This is a genomic window from Geobacter pickeringii, assembly GCF_000817955.1.
GTDB classification, from domain to species: Bacteria; Desulfobacterota; Desulfuromonadia; order Geobacterales; family Geobacteraceae; genus Geobacter; species Geobacter pickeringii.
Window position 1 is genome coordinate 2,420,676 of record NZ_CP009788.1, and the last position, 21,825, is coordinate 2,442,500.

At 57.3% G+C, this 21,825-nt stretch carries 20 protein-coding genes and 1 CRISPR repeat array (2 of these 21 running past the window's edge); of the genes, 6 read left to right on the forward strand and 14 right to left on the reverse strand.

Features of this window, described 5'->3' with window-relative positions; genetic code table 11:
• A CRISPR array of direct repeats spans positions 1-256; the repeat unit is 37 nt; unit sequence GTTTCAATCCTCGCCCGCCCCGAAGGGCAGGCGCTAC; it begins 1,920 nt to the left of the window's first position.
• Between the two features lie 180 nt (positions 257-436).
• From cas2 to GPICK_RS10910, 10 genes are all read right to left on the reverse strand, one after another.
• A complete protein-coding gene (gene cas2, locus GPICK_RS10865; protein ID WP_039743124.1) occupies positions 437-730 on the reverse strand; it encodes a CRISPR-associated endonuclease Cas2 in 294 nt (97 codons plus the stop codon).
• Positions 731-739: 9 nt separating this feature from the next.
• Positions 740-1,774: a type I-C CRISPR-associated endonuclease Cas1c gene (cas1c, locus tag GPICK_RS10870; RefSeq protein WP_039743128.1), complete on the reverse strand. Its 1,035-nt coding sequence runs from the start codon at positions 1,772-1,774 to the stop codon at positions 740-742.
• A complete protein-coding gene (locus GPICK_RS10875; RefSeq protein ID WP_330217048.1) occupies positions 1,771-2,685 on the reverse strand; it encodes a Bro-N domain-containing protein in 915 nt (304 codons plus the stop codon). Before GPICK_RS10875 ends, cas1c begins: the two co-directional genes overlap by 4 nt.
• On the reverse strand, positions 2,616-3,230 hold the full coding sequence (gene cas4, locus GPICK_RS10880) for a CRISPR-associated protein Cas4 (protein WP_039743134.1): 615 nt from the start codon (positions 3,228-3,230) through the stop codon (positions 2,616-2,618). The genes GPICK_RS10875 and cas4 overlap by 70 nt, the downstream gene beginning before the upstream one ends.
• Before the next feature lie 61 nt (positions 3,231-3,291).
• Positions 3,292-3,831, reverse strand: coding sequence for a transposase (locus GPICK_RS10885; protein WP_039743136.1), 540 nt, complete (start codon positions 3,829-3,831; stop codon positions 3,292-3,294).
• 102 nt (positions 3,832-3,933) lie between these two features.
• The gene (cas7c, locus tag GPICK_RS10890) at positions 3,934-4,791 is read right to left on the reverse strand and encodes a type I-C CRISPR-associated protein Cas7/Csd2 (RefSeq protein ID WP_039743138.1); all 858 of its coding nucleotides are present in this window, start codon (positions 4,789-4,791) and stop codon (positions 3,934-3,936) included.
• A gap of 28 nt (positions 4,792-4,819) precedes the next feature.
• Positions 4,820-6,721, reverse strand: coding sequence for a type I-C CRISPR-associated protein Cas8c/Csd1 (gene cas8c, locus GPICK_RS10895; protein WP_039743141.1), 1,902 nt, complete (start codon positions 6,719-6,721; stop codon positions 4,820-4,822).
• On the reverse strand, positions 6,708-7,469 hold the full coding sequence (gene cas5c / locus GPICK_RS10900; RefSeq protein WP_039743144.1) for a type I-C CRISPR-associated protein Cas5c: 762 nt from the start codon (positions 7,467-7,469) through the stop codon (positions 6,708-6,710). The genes cas8c and cas5c overlap by 14 nt, the downstream gene beginning before the upstream one ends.
• Positions 7,453-9,924 (reverse strand): CRISPR-associated helicase/endonuclease Cas3, encoded by a 2,472-nt coding sequence (locus GPICK_RS10905; protein WP_052263409.1) that lies wholly within the window; start codon positions 9,922-9,924, stop codon positions 7,453-7,455. Before GPICK_RS10905 ends, cas5c begins: the two co-directional genes overlap by 17 nt.
• 333 nt (positions 9,925-10,257) lie before the next feature.
• On the reverse strand, positions 10,258-12,081 hold the full coding sequence (locus tag GPICK_RS10910; protein WP_039743147.1) for a UbiD family decarboxylase: 1,824 nt from the start codon (positions 12,079-12,081) through the stop codon (positions 10,258-10,260).
• A gap of 384 nt (positions 12,082-12,465) precedes the next feature.
• On the opposite strand from GPICK_RS10910, the gene GPICK_RS10915 reads away from it, so the two are divergent.
• The 6 genes from GPICK_RS10915 to GPICK_RS10940 all read left to right on the forward strand — a co-directional run bounded on the left by GPICK_RS10915 (position 12,466) and on the right by GPICK_RS10940 (position 17,561).
• Positions 12,466-13,623, forward strand: coding sequence for an ABC transporter substrate-binding protein (locus GPICK_RS10915; protein ID WP_039743149.1), 1,158 nt, complete (start codon positions 12,466-12,468; stop codon positions 13,621-13,623).
• Positions 13,624-13,702: 79 nt separating this feature from the next.
• Positions 13,703-14,569 carry a branched-chain amino acid ABC transporter permease gene (locus tag GPICK_RS10920; RefSeq protein WP_039743151.1) on the forward strand — a complete coding sequence of 289 codons (867 nt, stop codon included), beginning with the start codon at positions 13,703-13,705 and terminating at the stop codon, positions 14,567-14,569.
• 14 nt (positions 14,570-14,583) lie between these two features.
• Positions 14,584-15,666, forward strand: coding sequence for a branched-chain amino acid ABC transporter permease (locus tag GPICK_RS10925; RefSeq protein WP_039743153.1), 1,083 nt, complete (start codon positions 14,584-14,586; stop codon positions 15,664-15,666).
• Complete coding sequence (locus GPICK_RS10930) at positions 15,666-16,385, forward strand: ABC transporter ATP-binding protein (protein ID WP_039743154.1); 720 nt, start codon at positions 15,666-15,668, stop codon at positions 16,383-16,385. The genes GPICK_RS10925 and GPICK_RS10930 overlap by 1 nt, the downstream gene beginning before the upstream one ends.
• A gap of 18 nt (positions 16,386-16,403) precedes the next feature.
• Complete coding sequence (locus GPICK_RS10935) at positions 16,404-17,108, forward strand: ABC transporter ATP-binding protein (protein ID WP_039743156.1); 705 nt, start codon at positions 16,404-16,406, stop codon at positions 17,106-17,108.
• An 18-nt stretch (positions 17,109-17,126) separates the two neighbouring features.
• Positions 17,127-17,561 (forward strand): CBS domain-containing protein, encoded by a 435-nt coding sequence (locus tag GPICK_RS10940; protein WP_039743159.1) that lies wholly within the window; start codon positions 17,127-17,129, stop codon positions 17,559-17,561.
• An 87-nt stretch (positions 17,562-17,648) separates the two neighbouring features.
• On the opposite strand, the gene nifS is transcribed toward GPICK_RS10940, so the two are convergent.
• The 4 genes from nifS to GPICK_RS10960 all read right to left on the reverse strand — a co-directional run.
• Complete coding sequence (nifS, locus tag GPICK_RS10945) at positions 17,649-18,824, reverse strand: cysteine desulfurase NifS (RefSeq protein WP_039743160.1); 1,176 nt, start codon at positions 18,822-18,824, stop codon at positions 17,649-17,651.
• Positions 18,821-19,687, reverse strand: a complete 867-nt coding sequence (gene nifU / locus GPICK_RS10950; protein WP_039743163.1) for a Fe-S cluster assembly protein NifU — start codon at positions 19,685-19,687, stop codon at positions 18,821-18,823. The genes nifS and nifU overlap by 4 nt, the downstream gene beginning before the upstream one ends.
• Positions 19,688-19,771: 84 nt before the next feature.
• Positions 19,772-21,280 carry a phosphotransferase gene (locus GPICK_RS10955; RefSeq protein ID WP_039743165.1) on the reverse strand — a complete coding sequence of 503 codons (1,509 nt, stop codon included), beginning with the start codon at positions 21,278-21,280 and terminating at the stop codon, positions 19,772-19,774.
• A gap of 128 nt (positions 21,281-21,408) precedes the next feature.
• Positions 21,409-21,825 (reverse strand): IS3 family transposase gene (locus tag GPICK_RS10960; RefSeq protein ID WP_407920188.1) (it continues 701 nt past the right edge of the window). Within the gene, positions 21,409-21,825 belong to an annotated coding region that runs on past the window's edge; the region does not span the whole gene.

The window sequence follows — 21,825 nt, forward strand, 5'->3', positions numbered from 1 at the left end:
AGGATGTTTCAATCCTCGCCCGCCCCGAAGGGCAGGCGCTACGCCGCAGAAGATGAAGCAGGCTGCTTAATCTCTCGGTTTCAATCCTCGCCCGCCCCGAAGGGCAGGCGCTACTTATAAAATATACGTTGTCTAAAGGAGGCTGTATGTTTCAATCCTCGCCCGCCCCGAAGGGCAGGCGCTACCCGATAATCATAAGCGGGACTCCTGCCAGATGATGTTTCAATCCTCGCCCGCCCCGAAGGGCAGGCGCTACCGTCACCCTCATCGGGTCAACAGTTTCGACAGGTTACCCTCATAATTTCGCGAACCTGTCATGACATGCCTGAGCAGGGCATGGAAGCTCCACACGCTCCTTTCAATATCTGCGTAATATCCAACGGTTCTCTCCACTGCGAATCCTCCCGGTTTTGCTCGTGGGCACCAGGTTCGCGGATCAGACGATAAGCGGTTCATCGTCGAAGAATATCGTCCGGGTAAGCCCATAGGTTTCCACGTGGTCATCCCTCGGCTCGGTCAAACGATACAGACGCAGGTTATCTTCTTCTCTCTTGATCTCTTTCAAGAGCTTACGCCGCAACTCCTCAAACTTCATTTCGCTTACCTGGCACTCGAACACCGACTTCTGCACCCGCTGGCCAAAGTTCTTGCAGACCTGAGCCACCCGCCGAAGCCTTCTTCTTCCGGCTTTGGTTTCGGTGTTCACATCGTAGGCAACGATAATCCACATACGATCCCCCTAGGAATAGAGCACCGGTGTGTACTGTTCCAGATCGCCCCGCAGATGCCGGGCCAGCAGCCGCGCCTGCACGTGGGGCAGGAGTCCGAAGGGGACTTTCTGGTCGAGGACCGGGTGGTGAAATTCATCCTGTTTCCGCTTCTGGTAGGCCATGATGACCTCTTTCCTCCCCGCGTCATCCAGGAACGTCGCCCCACCGGGTCGCACCTCGAAATGCTTTTCCGTGATCTGCTTTCGGTTTATGAGGGTAAGCGCCAGCCGGTCCGCCAGCACCGCACGGAATTCCTCCATGAGGTCGAGCCCCAGCGACGGCCGCCCCGGTCGCAGCACATGGAGGAAGCCCATCTGGGAATCGAGCCCCACCCCTTCCACGGCACTAATGCAGTCGTTAAGCAACAGCGTGTAGAGGAAAGAGAGAAGCGCGTTCATCGGATCGAGCGGCGGCCGTCGGTTGCGGCCGTTCATCCTGAACGCCGGGCGATCCTCTTCCTTTACCATCCGGTCGAAGACGTGGAAATAGGCGTTGGCCGCCTCCCCTTCCAGACCGCGGACGTGGTCGATGTCCGTCGCGTCCTTGAGGTGGAAGAGCGCATCGGCCAGCGTATCGGCTGCCCCGCGCAGCGCCGCGACCTCCTCGGTGACGTCCGTCTCCCGCGCCCCGCGAAGGAGGATCTGACGGGCGTTCTTCACCTTCCCGGCCACCATGTTTCGGGCGATTGACGCACAGCGCTCCCCGTCCCTTAACGCCTCGTACTGGGTCTGGCGCAGAAGCACGTTGCCGCTGGTCTTGCCGACGACGCGGCACTTGAACTTGCCGTTGCGGTCGAGAATCACCACGGCCCGGCCGTCCTCGGCGCAGCGGGCCATGATGAAGGGGCTCATCATGACGTTTCCCATGGTGACTATGGCCCCCAGGTGGTGAAGCGGCACCTGCATCTGGAGTTCGCCCTTCACCTCGACCTTGACGGTTTCGTGATCGAGGCAGACGTAGGCCCCCTGAGTCATGACGTAGAGGGTGTTGAGGATCTGTTTCATGGTTTTTTCCCTTTCAGCCGCTTCCGGCTCTCCGGTTCCACCAGGAAATTTTCCGGCGTCACCACCCGCTCGCCGGTCTCCACCTCCAGCTTCTCCCGCGCTTCGCCGGCAATCCTCCCCCCCTTGTGGGCCGCCACCTTGTTTTCGGGAAAGCCTTGAGAGTCCTGCTTCCGCGCGATCTCCGTCGTGGCCGCCTCGCCCAGCATCGAGAAGATCAGTTCCAGATCGGTCATGTGGTCGCGCAGGTTTTCCCGCTCCAGTCCCTTGAACTGCTTGTACTCGCCCGGGGTCATGCCGAAGGCTGCCTTGGAGATTTCGGCGGTCAGGATGGCGTACTCGGGCTCATCTTTAACCCCTCTATTCTTCCATTCCTCCGTCAATTCCGCCCGAATGGCGATACCGCGCATCCGCTTCTCGATCCAGGCGTCGGAGTATCCCTTGGCCTTGTACAACTCGCGGGTGCGTTTCGTGGCAAGCTCGGGGTCTTCGATCTCCTGGACCCGCTCGTAGCCAACCTTTGCCAGCCAGCGTTTGAAGGGCTCGGCCTTGGGGGATGGGATGGACTGGATGATGCGGAACATGCCTTCGGTATTGGCACAATCGGTTGTCCTGAGCTTCCCGTCTGGAGCGGGGAGCTTCAACCCGTGACAAAATGTCACGACTTCACTTCCCTCCTCGTTAAGTCGCTGTTTCAACTTTCGCCAGTACGCTCCGGCATCTGGACTGTCCGTTAATGCGCCACAGACATCCACCACCGAAAACCACCATTCACCATTATGAAGTGTTCTACGGATCTCCTTGCTCTGGAAAACCACCAGCTTCGTTTCCATCCATACCTCCTTCAGATTGCAAACAATTCCCGCGCCGCCCTGCGGTTTCTGTCCTTCTCGGCAACGACGGCAGGAAGGCATGATTCCTTCAGTGAGCAATGGGTGCAGCGTTTGTCGTTCACCGGCGGCGGGATGCTGGCTTGCGTCAGCAGTGCCTGGACACTTTCGGCCGCTTTTTCCACGTGTCCCCGCATTGCGGCGGTAAAAACAACTTCCCGCCGCTCCCGCGAGCCGTGCCAGAAGAGCGCTCCTTTCTCCACCGACACCCCGAACATCTCTTCGAGGCAGATGGCCTGGGCGCAGAGTTGCAAGGCCTCATGGTGGCCGGCCCGGTGCCTGCCCGACTTGTATTCCACCGGATAGGGCGTCTCACCGTGAAACTCCACCAGATCGGCCTTGCCGACGAGGTTCAGCCGTTTCGACCAGAGGGGAAGCGCGCGTTCATAACGGATGCCCGCCACGTCATGGGACGACTCCGCATCCACGTTTTCATGCACGTCGCGGCCACGCATGGTGTAGAGGTTTTCGCCCCACACCTGCTCCACGTGGATGAGGGCGCACTGGCGGGGGCAGTAGCTGTAGTGCTCCAGGGCGGAGATCATGACGGGGTCGGTGGGTTCGTTCATAACAATCCTTCATGAATTGCCCAATCGTTGTGTCATCATTAGGGCAATTCGTGAATTGCCCCTACAGGTCTGGGTTTTCTTCGTCATCGGCCCATTTCAGGGGATTGCAACGGATGTATTCCCGGATGCTGGTAAATTCCCTTTCATCTCGGATAACCCGTTCGTAATAATTGCGCTGCCATACGGGAATGCCTGCCCTGCCGCGCATTATGTTGATCTGTTTAGCGGTATTCATCTTGAAATAGCCGATTATTTTCGGGATCACCATATTTCGACGAGCCACCTGTAGGGGCAATTCATGAATTGCCCCTACACCACCGCCAATTTCATTCTCTTGAACCACCATGATCCCGTGAACATGGTTCGGCATGACGATGAATTCGTCCGTCGTCATGTTGGGAAACCGTTCCGCCAACCCGTGCCATGTTCCCTCCACCATCCGCCCCGCCTCGTTCAACTGCATGACCCCATCGACCACCCCGCCGAACAGGCATTCACGCCCTTGGACACACATCGTCACGAAATACACACCGCCCGAGGAATAATCATATTCCCGCAGGCGGATGGAACGGCGATGGTGAATATCGGGATTATAGGTCATTCAATTCGTCATCCGTAGGGGCGAACCTCGTGTTCGCCCTGGTTATTGGTTGGTATGTCGATGATGCGTAGGGGCAATTCATGAATTGCCCCTACACCTACCTCAAACCCCCTCAATTATTTCAGGTACCGGCACATTCAGTTCGTTGAACGTAATCAACGCATTCAAATCATCAGTGTCCACAACATTCAAACTCCTATGAACCTTGGCGGAAGAACACTGACCACTCGCACAATTGTGCTCCCACCAAACAACCTTCAGAACCTCCATGCTCCCCTCGGGACGGGCAGAAGAAGCATCGTTTTCGAACAACTGAGGCAGAACCGCCTTGATTGCCGCAGCATCATCGTCACTGAATCCGGTCTTGACGGCCAGTTGCGGATTCATGCTGCCGTAAAAGGTGTAGATACCACGATCAACACGGTGCTTCATGCCCATAGTATCGGAACCGCGCTTTGTTCCGTCCCCTTCACTGCTGACACTCTTGGTTATCTGGGTACTGGTCAAGCTCACCGGCGACACACTGAATGCCGACTGCACACTGACCGGTCCACGAATGCCGATGGAGACACCCTTATCATCTCCGCCATCCTCCCCCTTTGCCTTCTTGCCGCCCGTTGCCTTGAAAGCGAAAAGCTGCCCGAAAGCCCGAACGTCGAACCAGGTTTCGCACGCTTTTTTGGCAATTTCCTCTGGGGCCTTGATGCCCGCGAGGATTTCATCAGCCCGTGATTTCAGGCTAGGATGCTTGTCGTTCTTGCTGTCATCGGACTGAACAAAGATCGGTTTCCCGGCCTCCATCAGCCGATTACGAATCTTGCGCTTGATGCAGACATCGGAAACCTCGCCATTACCCTCATAGATAGTGCGGGGACGGTTGCCGTTGAGGGGATCACCATTCGGGTTTGCATTGACGACCTTGAAAACAACCGCAAAATCGATTTTCCTGGACAGACTCATGTGTATTCTCCTTTATGGGGTGTGTTTTTCAGTTATCTGAATCTTCGGATTTATCGGTTGCGTCCGGTCCGGCAACAGGCCTCAATGCAGCCCGCTGACAGTGATAGCCCAACAGGAATTCACCGCTCAACCGCTTGTCGGAGGAAAAATCATCCCTCTCAAAGAGGTCGCAAACAGCATCGATTTCCTGTTGAACAGCATTGAGAAAGCCATGACGCTTTCCATTCAATCTGACCTTGTAGGGCGTCAAGCCGGTTTCCAATACACGCCATGTGGAGTAAGGACGATCAGCAAAACGCTGCATCAGCTTTTCTGCACTTGTTGAGCGTTTCTCACCCCCCACGTAGAGCGCCCGCTCCTCCAGGCGCTCAGCCAGAGCGAGCAGACGACCGTAAAGATAATCCCTGCTTCTCAGTTCTCGATCCAATGCCATTGGATAACTCCTTTCCTTATGGTGATATCTGAACAACGCACATGCTATTCCCAGGGCCTTTTCCCATTCCCAGTATTCGATGCCGTTTCTGTTACTGGCTCTTCTGATACAAGACTCGACGAGATCACGAGGTATCAGCGCACCATCGACGATACAGGGAAGGAGACGCTCGATCGTTGCCTTCCTCAGCTTTTCGTCTATCCGTCTCCCATAGGCAACTTCGGCTATGTCACGAGGCGCAGGGGCGCCAAAGAAGATTCGATCCTTACCGAAATACTGTTGCCAGCAACACCCCGTATGCCACGACTCAATGCGTTCAAGGAACTCCGACCCGGTCAACTCCCGGTAATAACTGATCGCCATGCGTCCCGGCGTAGCCGAATCAAGGCCGATAACGACAACATCATCGGTCGATTTCAACTTCGCCGTATACCCTGCAATTCGCTTCGACAAAGCAGCCCCGATTTCCTGGGCGGTGTATCCAACCTTCGGTGGCGCTGTCTGCTCTCCTCCGAACAGAAATGAGAACGTGTCAGCCTGCGGATCGGGGACGTCCGCGCCGGACACGGCCCAGGCAACCACAGCCTGCTCACCGTCACGTCTTCCCTGGCGAGCAATCAGCCAACGCAACGCACTGTGAGCTTTCTGGGTGACCTGGAAACCAACACCACAGGCTTCATCAGCGGATGTGAACCGGCCACGGAAAGTATAACCGGAGAGATCATTGGAAGAGATAAGCTTGGCCTTGTCTCCATCATTCCGAATTTTCGCGGGATGCTGATCCGCCAGCGGGATTTCAGCCCCTGTTACGAAGCAGAGAGACTTGGTGCTTTTGAGGCTTCCGTAGTAGTTTTCCCATGATCGCCATAGTCCTTGATCAAGCCAAACCTCCGGTTGCGGATCACCGGGAGTTTCCACCGACCACCGCACAAAGGCATCAGCCTGCCAAGGTTTCTTTTTCCCTTTATTGTCATAACCACCCGGAAGCAACCTGAATATTTCAGGTGCAGCATTTTCACTCGTCCATTCATCAATCAACCTTGAATCATCCTCAGCATAAAGTGCAGATGCCTTAACAAGGTCAGCTATGACCTTTCGCTTCTCCACATAGGTCGCAACAGCCTTCAGCTTCCACTGCAGATTGTCCATTGCGATCCATTTTTTCAAAAGTTCTATGTAGTTATCAAAGCATGGATCTTTCTCCCCACCGTATTCACCATAATCTGCCGCAACATACTGCAGCTTGTCACACAGGGGGTGCGGAGTCGTTCCGCTGGTTCTTCCAGCCGAGTCTTCAGTCGCCGGAATAATGGTTCGTGCTCCCAATTTAGGAAGTACGGTAGCTCTGAGGAAATTCCCATCCGCATCTATGCTGATGGATATATGAGCATTCTGGGTAGTGTGACAAATAGGCAGAAGCGGCACTGAATCGCTTCGACTGCCGATAGCGTCGGTATTGTTCTCATAGGTCTGATACAACTTCTCAATCCAGCTCATCTAACAGTCCCTCCTCTCGCAACCCATTTGAACTGGGCGGATTGGGGATCATCTCCCGCACGAACTCGCGTGCCTTGTCACTGCTTTGTTGCAGGAATTCTTTCGGTTCAGGAAACAAGACAACACCATCTTTCATGACCGGTCGCCAGAAGCGGCTATGCAACTCCCTGGTTCCGGTTTCATCCGGATAGTCGAAACCGTGAAACATGAGGCCGTATGCCAGTTCGCCGCAACCGTCATATTCTCCTTTTCCTTCACCGAAAGCACACGGCTCCACATATCCCTGGCATTCTCGCGTGCCGAGAAAGACGTCCTGGCGCCCACCCTTTTCCACCATCCTTTTGGCTACATGCCAATGTTTGTCGGGGTCGCGATCATCTGCCAGGTCATTACGATAGGGGTTCCATTCGAAATGTGCCTGCACCTGATACTCCACGTCAGCCAGGTAGGTGTAGATTGCCAGGGTATTAAACGGTTCCTGTTTCTTGGCAGGGTCTTTTTCGCTCGGGTAGATACCATGGAAGACCAACGGCTTCATACTCTTTGACTGGGTGCGGATACGCCGCATGACCCGGACCTTGTCGATGACCCAGACGAAAGTCGGCTTCCAGTAGATAGATTTGGCAATCCCTTTGAGCGCCTCATAGGTGGGGATGTGATACGAACATTTCTCTCCGCCGATTTTGGTCAACGGATCGGTAAACAGCGCAAAGCGCCCCGTTACCTTGAAGTCAATACGGCTCCTCATTGTCACCTCCTGACACGATAAGTACCTTCATATCAGCCACCTCCTCTGTACTTACCCCGAACTGCTCGCTGTAATGGCGCTCGTCGAGATAATAGACACCGCTCCCCTTCCAGACCTCATACAAGCGACGTTTTTCATCTTTCAGTTTCTTCATCTCGTGCGGAAACAGGTTGACTGAATATCGTTGCGCCTCTTTGAGCAAACGCCCCTTCTCCTCATATCCGGCGCACAATAACTTGGCGATTATTTTCTCTCCTTCGGCATACGGCACGATCACCCCCTCGGTGGGGGAGTCAATGGCCTTGAATGCCCTAGCTGCACTCATGAACGATTGGCGCAGAAAGAGGGGGGGTGCCTGCTTCCGCTCGTTGAGGTAAATCTGGACGGAATCATTATTGATTGAAAGCAGGTTCAACAAATCATCATTCCGCGCTATATCCTTGATGTCCCTGCCGGACACCGGGAAAGCCATTTCATGGGCTCGTTGGAAAAAGTAGTAGTGATAGAAACACTCCATCGCCTTCGGGCTTTGCAAATCATAGTCAAAGGCTGCAGGATCATGCTCGAATTCGCGCAAAACACGTTTCGTGACATCCTGTGCCAATCTGATTTCAGGAAGTCTGTCCAGTCCCTCGTTTGCCGCATTGACGATCAAGACCCTGCCGGTTTCCCGCAAACCGTTACGGTTGCAACGCCCGGCTGCCTGGGCAATGGAGTCGATTCCGGACAGGTAGCGGATTACCGTGCCGAAATCCACATCCACACCGGCCTCGATCAGTTGGGTGCTGATGCAGATGACCGGTGAAGGATTCTGCGGGTCGAGGCAGACTTTAACTTTATCGAGAACCGCTGTCCGGTGAGCGGGGCACATACTCGTGCTCAGGTGGTGGACATGCTCCGTTCTGCCCTGGAGGCGTCGATAGAGCTCCCGCGCCTGAGCCTTCTTGTTGACAATGATTAGCACGCTGCCCGATGCGTCAAGCTCCTCCAACGCGGTTTCCGCCACTTCGTCTTCCGTCCAGCCCTCGTCTTTGCATCGGTTTTCAATTTTGGTGCGATGCAGATCCCTGAAAAGTCCTCCAACATCGCGCATGATTTGCGGATTATCGGAAAGCCGAGCCGCCCCCTTCTTATGCTCAACCCTGTCCAGAAGCGGCTGCGTTGCCGTACAGAACATGGCTGTTGAACCACATTGGCCGACCAGAAAGTTGATGGCATTGTTGAAAAGGTGAACGGTGCGAATCGGTATGGTCTGAATTTCGTCAAAGATGATGACGGCATTGGCAAGCTGATGGAGCCGCCGCACCCCACGGGTGCCGGCGGCAAAAAGGGTTTCCAGAAATTGCACGGCAGTGGTGTAGATGATGGGTGCATCCCAGTTCTCGGCCAGAAGCTTGCTCTCGTCGGTGTCCTGTTCAGGGGTGAGATTGGAGTGATGTTCAAGCACGACCTGTTTACAGCCCTCCTCAAGGGGGGCGAAAACTGACCGGGCGACACGGGCATTCTGATCGATGATCGAAGTATAGGGAACCACGTAGATGATGCGATCCATCTGGTGCTTGGCCGCATGATGGAGGCCGAAACGGAGACTGGCAAGGGTCTTGCCGCCGCCGGTCGGAACAGTTAACTGAAAAAGCCCCTTTTCCCTCGCTGCAAACTTCAGGCACGATCTGGAAATGTCGGCCCTCACCTCGTCAATCCGGTTTTTCGCCGTAAACCCTGAAAGATGGGTTTCGAGCAGATCGATCAGCGGCTGCCAAGGCTGTTTAGTGGGCGGCTTACGCTCGGCAGAATTCAGACGATCCGCATCAATCAGCGTGCTGAAGAGAAAACGAACCAGAAAGCCCAGCATGAATTGGCCCACTTCCGGCGATGGAACTCCATGTCTGAGCAGCTCAAGCCGACACCGCAGTTCTTCCTCGATTTGAGGCGAAGTCAACAATTTCTGAACACTGCTCCACACATTTTCTTCCAGATTTTTTGCCACACAACCATAATGAGTCTTTTCATCCGGCTTTTGCATCCGTTTGTTGAACACATCGGTGCCGTCCGGCGCAAGGCAGTCAATAAGGCCGGAATGGTGCGACACAATGCAGAGTGACATCATGTCAGCGGCTATCTGCCAAAATTGAGTGTTCCTCCCATGCTTTCGCAGATACTGAGCCCCTGCCGAGGAATGATCGATCTTGCCCTTCTTGTCCTGAGAGTCGACATAGTCGTCATCGTCCGGTTCGATCTTTCCTGCCGAGGATTTGATATATGTTTGGAAGTCCTTGGAGTACTTTCCAAAATCATGCAGGAGACCCATTAATGCACCCAACGCAGGTAAGCCGATTTTACCGGCAAACAGAGATGCAAGGACGGAAGTCCCCTCAAGATGCTCTAAAAGGGTTTGCGGTGTGCCGTCCTGCCGCCGATATCGTGCGACAAAAACAGAGCCATGATTTCCTTCCACTGAACATCTCCTCCTCTGAATTCAACTGCCATTCGACAGAAACCAAAAAGTGAACCTATCTTAACTCGAACTTGCAACAGAATAAGTCATAAACTTTCTCTCAAAAAGAAAGCCGCCCTACCGGAACAATCCGATGCAGGCGGCTTTCTTCATAAAGAAAATATCAGAACAAGGAGTCATCCAACTCCTCCAGCAATCATCAAATCAAATAATTAATAAAGTCAAATACTCTCTTACCCATAAACATGTCAAGGAATTTGCCCCGCCAGCATCACGCACGATCGAGTCCCATATTCAATCGAATCAACCCGTCATGACCTTTCCTGCACCGCTTCATATGACCCCATGCAACGCCCCGCCGGCGGCGCCAAGGGCATCGACGCGCCGTTCGATTTCAGGCACGTCCACCAGCGGCGGCGCATGGTGGGGCTTAATCCGGGCGTCGATGACGAGCGACCCCTCGCACCCCCAGTGCTTTGCGCGGGTCTGCTCGCCGATGCCGGAGATGTCGGTGGCGGGGTTGGAGCGGGTGAAGGTGACCCAGAGGAAGTTGTTGAGGGTTCGGGCGGTGAAGTCGCTGTCGTCGCAGATGACGATCAGGGGAAAGCGGTTGATGGGGTCGTCCGGAGCGAAGAACGAGCAGAAGCGGTTCAGGTCGCGGGATTCGGCGAAGGCGCCCCCCTGCACCGCCAGGACTCCGGGGAGGCAGACGCAGGGGGTGCTGAACCCTTCGGGGAGGCGGAGACCGGCGGGGAGCTCGGCCGGCAGTTCGCGGCGCTTCTCGCCGGCAGCGGCGATGACCACCTTTGACCCTTCGTTGAGGCCGCTCCCCGAGTAGTCGAGGGTGTCGATGGTGGTGCGGGTCTGAAAGTGGAGATCGCGCCGCCAGTCGACCCGCTCCAGCATAAAGCGGAGAAATGCGTCCACATGGTGGATGTCGGGGGGGTTGTCCTCGTGGGGAGAGATGAAGAGGTACTTGGCAAGGGAGAGCTGGCCGTTGCCCAAAATGGCGTTGGCGATGGTCAGGAGTTCCCGCGGTTGGCGCGATTCCGCGTAAGGAACATAGCGCTCGGAGCCGATGGCCAGCAGCAGCGGATGAACCCCGGCTGCATCGACGGCGTGGACCGCCTTCACCCCCGGCAGGACTTCGGGGATCAGGAGTCCGGTCAGTTCATGGATGAAGGCGCCGAAGGTGGTGTCCTCCTGGGGAGGGCGACCGACGGTGGTGAAGGGCCAGATGGCGTCGGGACGGTGCCAGACGCTCTCCACCCGCAGCACGGGGAAATCGTGAACGAGGCTGTAGTAGCCGAGGTGGTCGCCGAAGGGACCTTCGGGGAGGGTCTTCGCCGGATCGATGGTGCCGGTGATGACGAAGTCGGCTTCGGCCGGCATGGGGAGCTGGCCTTGGGGCGCCACCATCTCCAGGCGCCGTCCGCCGAGGAGACCGGCGAAGGAGAGCTCCGGCAGCCCCTCGGGAAGCGGCATGACCGCGGCGACGGTGAGGGCGGGGGGGCCGCCGACGAAGACGCTGACACGAAACGGCATCCCCCGCCCGATCGCCTCGGCATGGTGGACGCCGATGCCGCGGTGGATCTGGTAATGAATGCCGACCTCCTCGTTCAGGCGGTAGTCGTTGCCGCCGAGCTGAACCCGGTACATCCCGAGGTTAGAGTGGCGGAATCCGGGGCGCAGGGGGCTTTCCGAGTAGACCTGCGGCAGGGTCACGAAGGGGCCGCCGTCCATGGGCCATGATTTCAGTTGCGGCAGCTGGTCGATGGTGGTCCGGCTGGCGAGGACCGGCCCCCGGGAAACCTTCTTCGGGAGGAGGTGCAGCGCCGCCCGCGGTACCCCCAGATATTCCAGCGGGTTCCGGAGGGCCGCCACCGGGTTGATCTTCAGCTCCACGAGGTGCCGGATGTCGTCCAGCGCATCCCGAAAGATATACCGCGTCCGGTCCAGGGTTCCGAAGAGGTTGCCGAGCATCGGGAACCGGCACCCCTTCACCCGGGTGAAGAGCAGGGCCGGTCCGCCCGCCTGGTAGACCCGACGCTGAACCGCGCCGATTTCGAGGTTCGGATCAACCTCCGTCTCAATGCGGATCAGCTCCCGTCGCCGCTCCAGATCCGCCACGCATTCCTGTAGATTCCGGTATCCCATGATATTTCCCCTGCTTCGCGAAGATGCCCTTCCCGCTTCGTAACCTTCGTGCCTGAAGATAAAGGCCCGCCAGGCTTCAAGTCAACACCGGAATTCCAATTGGCGGAAAACGGCCACTCGCGGTGGCCAATTTCAGCCACATGCTCCGCTGTTTTGAACCATAAAAGCATGTTTTCCAATTGCGTTTAATGTCATTTCCGCAAGTTACCAAAACGGTTATGGATGGCATTGTCATTGCTTAAAATAAAACATAATTTCACGAAACCGTTTTCCGTGATGATGGCGCCACCCGCTGGATTGTGGCCACCCCGTCGGCATGGAAAACGTGATTTGAAGTGCTATTCTAACAGTGTGTCAGTCAACACCACCAAAGGAGGCAGAACCATGATGAAGAAGCTCGTTTCATGCGTCCTGGCCGCCAGCTTCGCCCTCCCCGGCCTGGCTACGGCAGCCAACGTGAAGATCGGGGTCATCAACTCGATGACCGGTCCCGAGGCCCCCATTGGCGAGAACCTCACCAACGGCATCAAGCTCGCCCAGGAGGATCTCAAGAAAAAGGGGATCAACGTCGATCTCGTCTGGGAGGACGACACCGGCAAGCCCCAGATCGCCATGAGCGCCATGGAGAAGCTCGCCACCCGCGACAACGTGGCGGGCGTGGTCGGCCCCTACACCTCGGCCTGCTCCAACGCCGTGGCCAAGCTGGCCGAGAAGTACAAGGTGCCGCTGCTGGTTCCCGCCGCCGCCAAGGAGGAGATCACCCGCCAGGGGTTCAAGTGGGTCTTCCGGATGAACGCGCCGGCGGACCAGTATGCCGCGTCGCTCATCGACGGGGCGCTCGCCATGGGTAAGCCGAAGACCGTCGCCTTTATCTATGAGAACACCGATTTCGGCACCTCCACCACCAAGACTGCCAAGGAGTACGTGGCCAAGAAGGGGATCCACGTGGTGGCCGACGAACCGTACTCCAAGGGATCGCCCGACTACCGCTCCACCCTCACCAAGATCAAGTCCAAGAACCCCGATCTAGTCTTCATGGTCTCCTACGTGGCCGACGCCATCCTGCTGATGCGTCAGGCAAAAGAGGTGGGGCTCAAGCCCCAGGCGTTCCTCGGCGGCGGCGCCGGCTTCACCACCGTCCAGTTTGCCAAGGAGAGGGAGATCTCCAACAATGTCTTCTCCTGCACCCAGTGGACCGAGGACGTGAACTGGCCCGGAGCCCGGGATTTCTTCAAGCGCTACAAGGCGAAGTTCGGCAAGGAGCCGACCTACCACGCCGCCTGCGCCTACGAGTCGATGATCATCATGGCCGAGACCGCCGCCAAGTCCGCCGGCAACCGCGACAAGACCCGCACCGCCCTCAAGGCAGGGAAATGGAGCGGCATCATGGGCGACGTGAAGTTCGAGGATTACGCCGGGTTCACCAACCAGAACAACCACCAGATGCTGGTGCAACAGCTCCAGAACGGCAGTTACGAGACGGTCTTCCCGACCAAGTTCGCCACCAAGAAGCCCATCTTCCCCTTCACGGGCTGGAAGTAACCCAGACTGACGACTGAAGGCCAGGGGTGAGAACCCGTCGGCCTTCAGTCGTCAGCCCTCAGCCTTACCGGAGTTCTCTATGATCGTTTTCCTTCAATCGCTCATAAGCGGCGTCCTGATCGGCGGCGTCTACGCCCTGATCGGCATCGGCCTGACCATAATCTTCGGCGTCATGCGGGTCATCAACTTTGCCCACGGCGAAATCCTGATGCTCGGTATGTACCTGACCTGGAACCTCTTCACCAGGCTCGGGATCGACCCGTACGTGTCGGTCCTGATCTGCATCCCGGTGATGTTCGTCTTCGGCGGCCTCCTCCAGAAGCTCTTCATCAACCGGATGCTCGGGGCGCTTCCCCAGAACCAGATCCTGCTCACCATCGGCCTCGGCCTCATCATGAGCAACACGATGATGCTGATCTACACCTCCGATTACCAGATACTCACCACCTCCTACTCGTCGAGCAGCTTCTCCCTCGGCGGGATCTCCATCTCGGAGCCGCTGGCCATCTCGTTCCTCATCACCGCGGCGATCACCGCCGTCCTCTACTGGTTCCTCATGAAGACCGACACCGGCCAGGCAATCCGGGCCACGGCCCAGGACCGGGAGGCGGCCCAGCTCATGGGGATCAACGTCCAGTGGATGTCGATCCTCGCCTTCGGCATGGGCTCGGCCCTGGCCGCCACCGCCGGCGCGCTCATCTCGCCGACGTACTACATCTTCCCTCAGGTGGGGGGGACCTTTACCCTCAAGGCATTCGTCATCACCGTCCTCGGCGGTATGGGGAGCATCGTCGGCGCCACCCTCGGCGGCATCATCATCGGCGTCGCCGAATCCATGAGCGCGGTCTACATCTCTTCCGGCTGGAAGGACGTGGTGGTCTACGTCCTCTTCCTCCTGGTCCTTCTCTTCAAGCCGTCGGGCCTGATGGGCAAATCACGCATGTAGCGGAGTCGACATACATGAGAGCGATACTGAACAGACTGAACAGCGACCGGGGCTTCTCGCCCGTCGCCATCTCCCTCTGGATCGTGGTGCTGGCGGGCCTCGCCATCTTCCCGAAATTCGTGGAGAGCCCCTACGCGCTCCACATCATGATCCTCCTCTTCCTCAGCACCATCATGGGGGAGAGCTGGAACATCCTCGGCGGGTACACGGGGCAGTACTCCGTCGGCCATGCCGCCTACTTCGGCGTCGGCGCCTACACCACCATGATGCTGATGCAGTACAAGCAGATCCCCCCCTGGATCGGGATGTGGGTCGGCGTCGCCGTGGTCGTGGTGGTGGCGCTCGTCATCGGGAGCATCTGCTTCCGGCTCCGGGGGCCGTACTTCGTTCTCGCCTCCATCGCCGTGGCGGAGGTCATGCGGCTCTGCGCCATGAACCTGAAGGAGCTCACCAACGGCGCCGAGGGAATCCTGGCGACGGAAATCCCCCCCTTCACCATCGGCGGTACGGTGGTGACCGATTTTCTCAGCAAGGTGCCCTTCTACTACATCGGCCTCGGCTTTGCGGTGGTGACGATCCTGGTGACCTGGCTCGTCCAGCATTCGAAGCTCGGCTACTACTTCCAGGCGATCCGCGAGGATCAGGACGCGGCCCACTCGTTGGGGATCAACCTCTCGTTCCACAAGAACGTGGCGCTCGTGCTCTCGGCGATCTTCACCTCCCTGGCCGGGAGCTTCTACGCCATCTACATCGGCTTCATCGATCCGCCGACGGTCCTGGCACTGGACATCTCGGTGCAGATCGTCCTCATCTGCATCATCGGCGGCATCGGCACCATCTACGGGCCGGTGGTCGGCTCCCTGGTGCTCGTCCCGCTCTCCGAGGCGCTGCGGAGCAACCTCATCGCCCAGGCGATCTTCAAGGCGGGCCTCGCCAACGAGGAATCGGGGGTCGGCGTCTTTCTCAAGGAGAACCTGGCCCACGCCCACGCCCTCATCTACGGCATCCTCGTGGTGGTGGTCATCATGTTCATGCCCGACGGGGTCCTCGGATTTTTCAGGAAACTTTTCGCTGCACGCAACAGGGGGAACGCCTGATGGGAGCCATACTGGAGATCAAGCACGTCAGCAAGTTCTTCGGCGGTCTCGCCGCCAATGCCGATGTTTCCTTCGAGATGGCCGAAGGGATGATCATGGGGCTCATCGGCCCCAACGGCGCCGGCAAGACGACCCTCTTCAACTGCATCACCGGCTATTATCCCCCCTCGCGGGGCGAGGTTCTCTTCAAGGGGATGAGGATGAACGGCCTGGAGCCGAACAGGGTCTGCCGGCTCGGCATGGCCCGCACCTGGCAGAAGGTGCGCCCCCTCGCCAAGATGTCGGTACTCGACAACGTCATGGTCGGGGCGCTCTGCCGCACCAACTCCCTCACAATTGCCCGCGAGATGGCACTGGAGCAGCTCAGGGTCGTCAGAATGGAATCCAAGGCCGATTTCCTGGCCGGGGGGCTTCCCATCGGCGAACGGAAGAAACTGGAGGTGGCCCGGGTCCTGGCCACCAAGCCGGAACTCCTCCTGCTCGACGAGGTCATGGGGGGGCTCAACCCGGCGGAGAGCGAGGAGATCATCCAGCTCATCCTCGACATCAGGAAGCGCGGCGTGACCCAGATGGTCATCGAGCACGACATGAAGGCGATCATGCGGATATCGGACCGGATTGTGGTCCTGAACTCCGGCGAAAAGCTGGCCGAAGGCTCGCCGGAGGAGATCGTCACCAACCAGGCGGTCATCGACGCTTATCTCGGCAGCGAACATTAAGGGATTCGAGGTTCTTTCATGCTCACCATACACACGCTCAACTTCAGCTATGGCGACCTCAAGGTCCTCTGGGATGTGGATCTGCAGGTGAACCAGGGAGAAATCGTCACCGTCGTCGGCTCCAACGGCGCCGGGAAATCGACCACCCTGAAAAACATCTCCCGCCTCGTCAAACCTACGTCGGGGAGCCTCACCTTTAACGGGACGGATCTCACGAAGCTCGAACCGCACCAGGTCGTGGAGCAGGGGATCGTCCAGGTCCCCGAAGGGCGGAAGATCTTCCCCGAGATGACCGTCCTGGAAAACCTCCGGATGGGCTCCTACATCAAGAGCTCCCGCGGCGACCGCGAGGCCAACATCGACCGGGCGTTCACCCTCTTCCCCCGTCTCAAGGAGCGGGCCCGACAGCTTGGCGGCACCATGAGCGGCGGCGAGCAGCAGATGCTCGCCATCGCCCGGGGACTCATGGCGAACCCGAAGCTGCTCCTCCTCGACGAGCCGTCGCTGGGGCTGGCGCCGCTCTTCGTGAAGTTCATCTTCGACATCATCACCGAGATCAACAGACAGGGGGTGACGATCCTCCTCGTGGAGCAGAACGTCTTCCAGTCCCTCAGGATCTCACATCGGGCCTACGTTCTGGAGACCGGCCGGGTAGTGCTCTCGGGCACCGGCGAGGCGCTGCTGAACGATGAACACGTGAAAAAAGCGTTCCTCGGCATGTAAGCGAAAGGAGAAACAGAAATGACCAAAGTGGGACGGTGGATGACGCAGACCCCCATCACGATCGAAAAGGACGCCACGGTCATCGAGGCGGTCCACCTCATGAAGGAGAAGAACATCCGGCGGCTGCCGATCATGGACAAGGGAAAGATCGTCGGCATCCTGACCGAGAAGATGGTGGCAGATTTCAAGCCGAGCAAGGCGACCTCCCTCGACACCTGGGAGATCCATTACATCCTCTCCAAGACCCCGGTGACCGAGGCGATGAACCCTACCCCCTACAAGGTGAAGCCCGACACCGATCTCACCGACGCCGTCAAGCTGCTCCACGACCGCAAGCTCAACGGCGTGCTCGTGGTCGACGACAGCGACAGTCTCGTGGGGATTCTCACCATCACCAACGCCCTCGAGGCCCTCATGGAGATCTGCCGCAATCCCGAGGTCTGCCGGGAGTAGCGGGAAAAGACCGTCCGAGGCCAGACAGACGAAAGGGGGCCGTCACTGACAGGCCCCCTTTGTGTTTATCGGTGCTGCTGATACTGCTCAGCGGTTAAGAAACTCCCGCCCGAAGGGTGACATTTCGCGCAACCGCTGGATCACCGGCGGCAATTCCCGAATGATGGCATCGACATCCTGGTCGGTATTGAAGCGGGAAAGCGAAAAGCGGACGGAACCATGGGCACAGGTAAAGGGAACCCCCATGGCCCGCAGGACGTGGGACGGCTCCAGCGACCCCGAGGTACAGGCGCTTCCGGACGAGGCACAGATCCCCTTCTCGGAGAGCAGCATCAGGATCGCCTCACCCTCGACATACTCGAAGGCGATGGAGAGGGTGTTCGGCAGGCGCTCGGCGGCTCCGCCGTTAATCCGGGCGTGGGGGATGAGGGAGAGAAGCTCGCGCTGCAGCCGGTCACGCATCCCCTTCACCCGCGTGTTCTCGTCGTCCATGTGCCGGGCCGCCAGTTCGCACGCTTTGCCGAGGGCGATGATCCCGACGGTGTTTTCGGTGCCGGCCCGCCGGTTTTTCTCTTGGTGTCCGCCGACGAGAAACGGCCGGAACGGCACCCCCTTGCGGAGATAGAGGACGCCGATTCCCTTGGGTGCATGGAGTTTGTGTCCCGACAGGGAGAGCATGTCCACCGTCGAAGTTGCCATATTCAGCGGGATTTTGCCGACGGCCTGCACGGCATCGGTGTGGAAGAAAGCCCCTTTCCCCTTTTCCTTGACGATCGCCCCGATCTCCTCGATCGGAAACACCACGCCGGTCTCGTTGTTGGCCCACATGACCGAAACGATGGCGGTATCCTCGTCGACGGCACGGCGAAGCTCATCGAGATCGAGCCGCCCCTCCCCATCCACGTTCAGTTCCGTCACCCGGTAGCCCCGTTTGGAGAGATTGCGGCACAGGGTCAGGACCGCCGGATGCTCGACCCGTGTCGTGATGACGTGGCGGCGCTCGGGAAATACCTCCAGGGCGGAGCGGATCGCCGCATTGTCGCTCTCGGTGCCGCAGGCAGTGAAGACGATCTCGTCCGGTGACGCTCCCAAGAGCGATGCAACGCGGTTCCGTGCCTCGTCGACCTTCTTCTGCACCTGACCACCGAAAAAGTGCATCGAGCTCGGATTTCCGTAGAACTCGCAGAAATAGGGACGCATCTCCTTGAAAACCGCCTCGTCCACCTTGGTGGTGGCGTTGTTGTCCATGTAGATTTCGTTCATCCCTCTACCTCCAGGACAACGATATCTTCGGCCACGAGCTCGCGCAGCTTCAATTCCACAAATTTTGCCGTATTCCCCGACGAGGCGCAACCGGCGCACGCCTTGCGGAACGCGATCTGAACCTCGCTCCCGGAGATGTCGACCAGTTCCAGATCGCCGCCGTCAGCCCACAGCAACGGCCGGATCTCCTTTTCGAGCGTCTCCTGAATCAACTGCATCTTCCTGAGATTGGTGAGCTTTTCGGGTCTCTTCTGCTCTGCCTTGGGCTGAGAGCCCAGGACTTCATCGATCAGCTCCTTTATTTTGGGGATGCAGCCTCCGCAGGCTCCCCCTGCCTTGGTAAAATGGGTCACCTGCTCGGCGGTTGTCAGCTTGTTGGCGGCTATTACCTTCTTCAGAAACGTGTCGGTAAGTCCGAAGCATTTGCAGACGATCTCTCCAGACTCCTCCACCTCGTCGTGCACGTGATCGTGCCCATGAGTCGGAACCGGGCCGCCGCGGTATTTGGCGATCGCAACCTCAAGCGCCTCCTGTCCCATGACGGAACAATGCATCTTCTCCTCGGGAAGGCCACCCAGAAAATCCGCGATCTCCTGGTTGGTCACGGCGAGGGCCTCATCAAGGGTCCGCCCCTTGATGATCTCGGTAAGGGCAGAGGATGAGGCAATGGCGCTGGCACAGCCGAAGGTCTGGAATTTTGCGTCAGCGATCCGCTCTTTCTGGTCGTCGAGCTTGATATAAAGCTTCAGGGCGTCGCCGCAGGCAAGGCTGCCGACTTCGCCCACGGCGTCGGCATTCTGTATTTCTCCCACGTTTCTCGGGTTCAGGAAATGTTCCCGGACCTTGTCAGTGTAATCCCACATACAGGCTCCTCCTGAAATTTCAATTTTAAATACTATAGCGCAATTGTCAGGTATTAAACAATCCCCTTCATCGCCTTGAATTTGTCAGACGTGCCCCAGAGCTCGTTCGGCCTCCACGATTACACGCCAGAGGTTCTCGCTCTCCCCCATCCCGATCTTGATCAAATACGCGGCAATACTCATGTTTGTACGGGCTCGAAACAATTCCACCTGACGCAAAAAATCGGATTCGATCCCGACCGAGTTGCCCAGGTATGTATCGAGAAAAATCTGTTCTGGGTACCTTTGCAGAATGTCCGGGTGGGCGAAGAACTGGTTGTGAAATTGGGCCAGAAAACAACCGACATCAAAGGCGCAGGGAAGGACGAGGGAACTTTCGAAATCGATTGCCGCCACAAAGAGGGTTGAACGATCCTCCTGCGAATCCTGCCCTACAAAGATGTTTTTGGGATGGAAATCACCATGTCCCTGGACCAAAAGGCCGGCGGATGCCTGGACGACTCCGCGCTCGGCGTCCCGCAAGGCGCCTATTATGTCGCTTACTTTGCGTGTATGTCGATGGGAAATATCGGTAAACCGCTCAAGATACTTCTCAAGCCTTGCCTCTTCTTTTACAAGGAATTCATCGGGAGAGGTGATTTGAAGCCGACAATTATGCAGCCGGGCGAGCCAGGCTGCGGCCCGCTCAATATATTCACGCCCGTCGAAAGAATTGGACGTCAGCAGCTTATCGTATAACGATTTAGCTCGCAGTCCCTGTTCGATAAGGGTCATCGAATCGGGATCATCATCAATGGGACGGGGGACGCGATACGCACCATCCGCGAAACCGTGCTTGATAAGATGCGCCATGATCTCATGGGCTCGCTCTTCTGACCTCCACTTGTGAGCCGATGTAATCTCCTTGATAATCAGGCGCTCACGAACTTCGTCTTTTCCCTTGGTTCCGAACGTAACCTCCGTAACAAGGCTGTTTGCGCCAGACCTCGGAATTTCCTTAAGGAAAGGGCGGCAGCGACCATGTCTAATTTCAGTTGCCAGATCAAATATATTCTTCATGGGATGATCGAATATCGTCGGATAGAGCCCCGCATAACTGCTACCGTGCGTATCGGTGCCGCCAATGGCCGTAAACCGATGCTGGTGCCAATCCCGCAAGGCCCGGCTGTTCTCGAGGACCGTGTGATTGGAATTGAAAATCTCTATACCGTCCAGAAGCGCATTTCGAAGCGTCGCAACTGTCGGCTGCCGTCCCTTTCGGTAGGGATGGGCCCATACCAGTGCTGCCTCGGGAAATTCGTCCCGAATATCAACGAGTGACGTACGGGGAGGAAATATCTTCGTCGCTCCATACACCAACACATCGCCACATTCGGCGGAGGAAACCTCCTGGCCGGAGAGGACAAGAAAATGGTCCGGCACTTCGGCGCCGCGGCGAACTTGTCTCAAGGCATCATCGGACCACAAAAAATGATGGTCGGTGAACACAACTCCTTGCAACCCCTTGGCGTACACCTGTCGCACCAGTTCGCAGGCCGATATGGAACTGCATTCAGAATGCTCAGCAGTATGACAATGCATTTCTAACAACATACAATTCCACCTCTCTGTCATGGCCGATTGTCGCTTAAGAATAACATTTTAGCTCGATGCCACAATATCAATAAAGATGACTTTAGAAGTGCACACTCTGTATGCAGCGAGATTTGACCTTCCCCCCATCATTCAGCCATTTGGAAGTTAGTGATTTGGCCTTGTTGGGGTAAAGAGTTGGCAAATTCTTCCGGCGTCAAATTGTTCAGCGAACTGTGCGGCCGGAATGTGTTGTAGTCCTTGCGCCATGCTTCGATCTTTTTTCTCGCGTCGTACAAGTCAATGAATACGTTCTCGTTGAGGCATTCCTCGCGCAGTTTGCCGTTGAAGCTTTCAATATAAGCGTTCTGTACCGGTTTCCCCGGCTGAATGAAGCGCAACCTTACTTTTTTCTCGTAAGCCCAGGCATCCATTGCCCTGCTTATGAATTCCGGACCGTTATCCACGGTGATGACCTTGGGCAGGCCACGGGTCGAAGCTAGTCGGTCCAGAACACGTGTGACCCGCAACCCCGGCAGAGAGTGATCCACCTCCAGTGCCGGGCA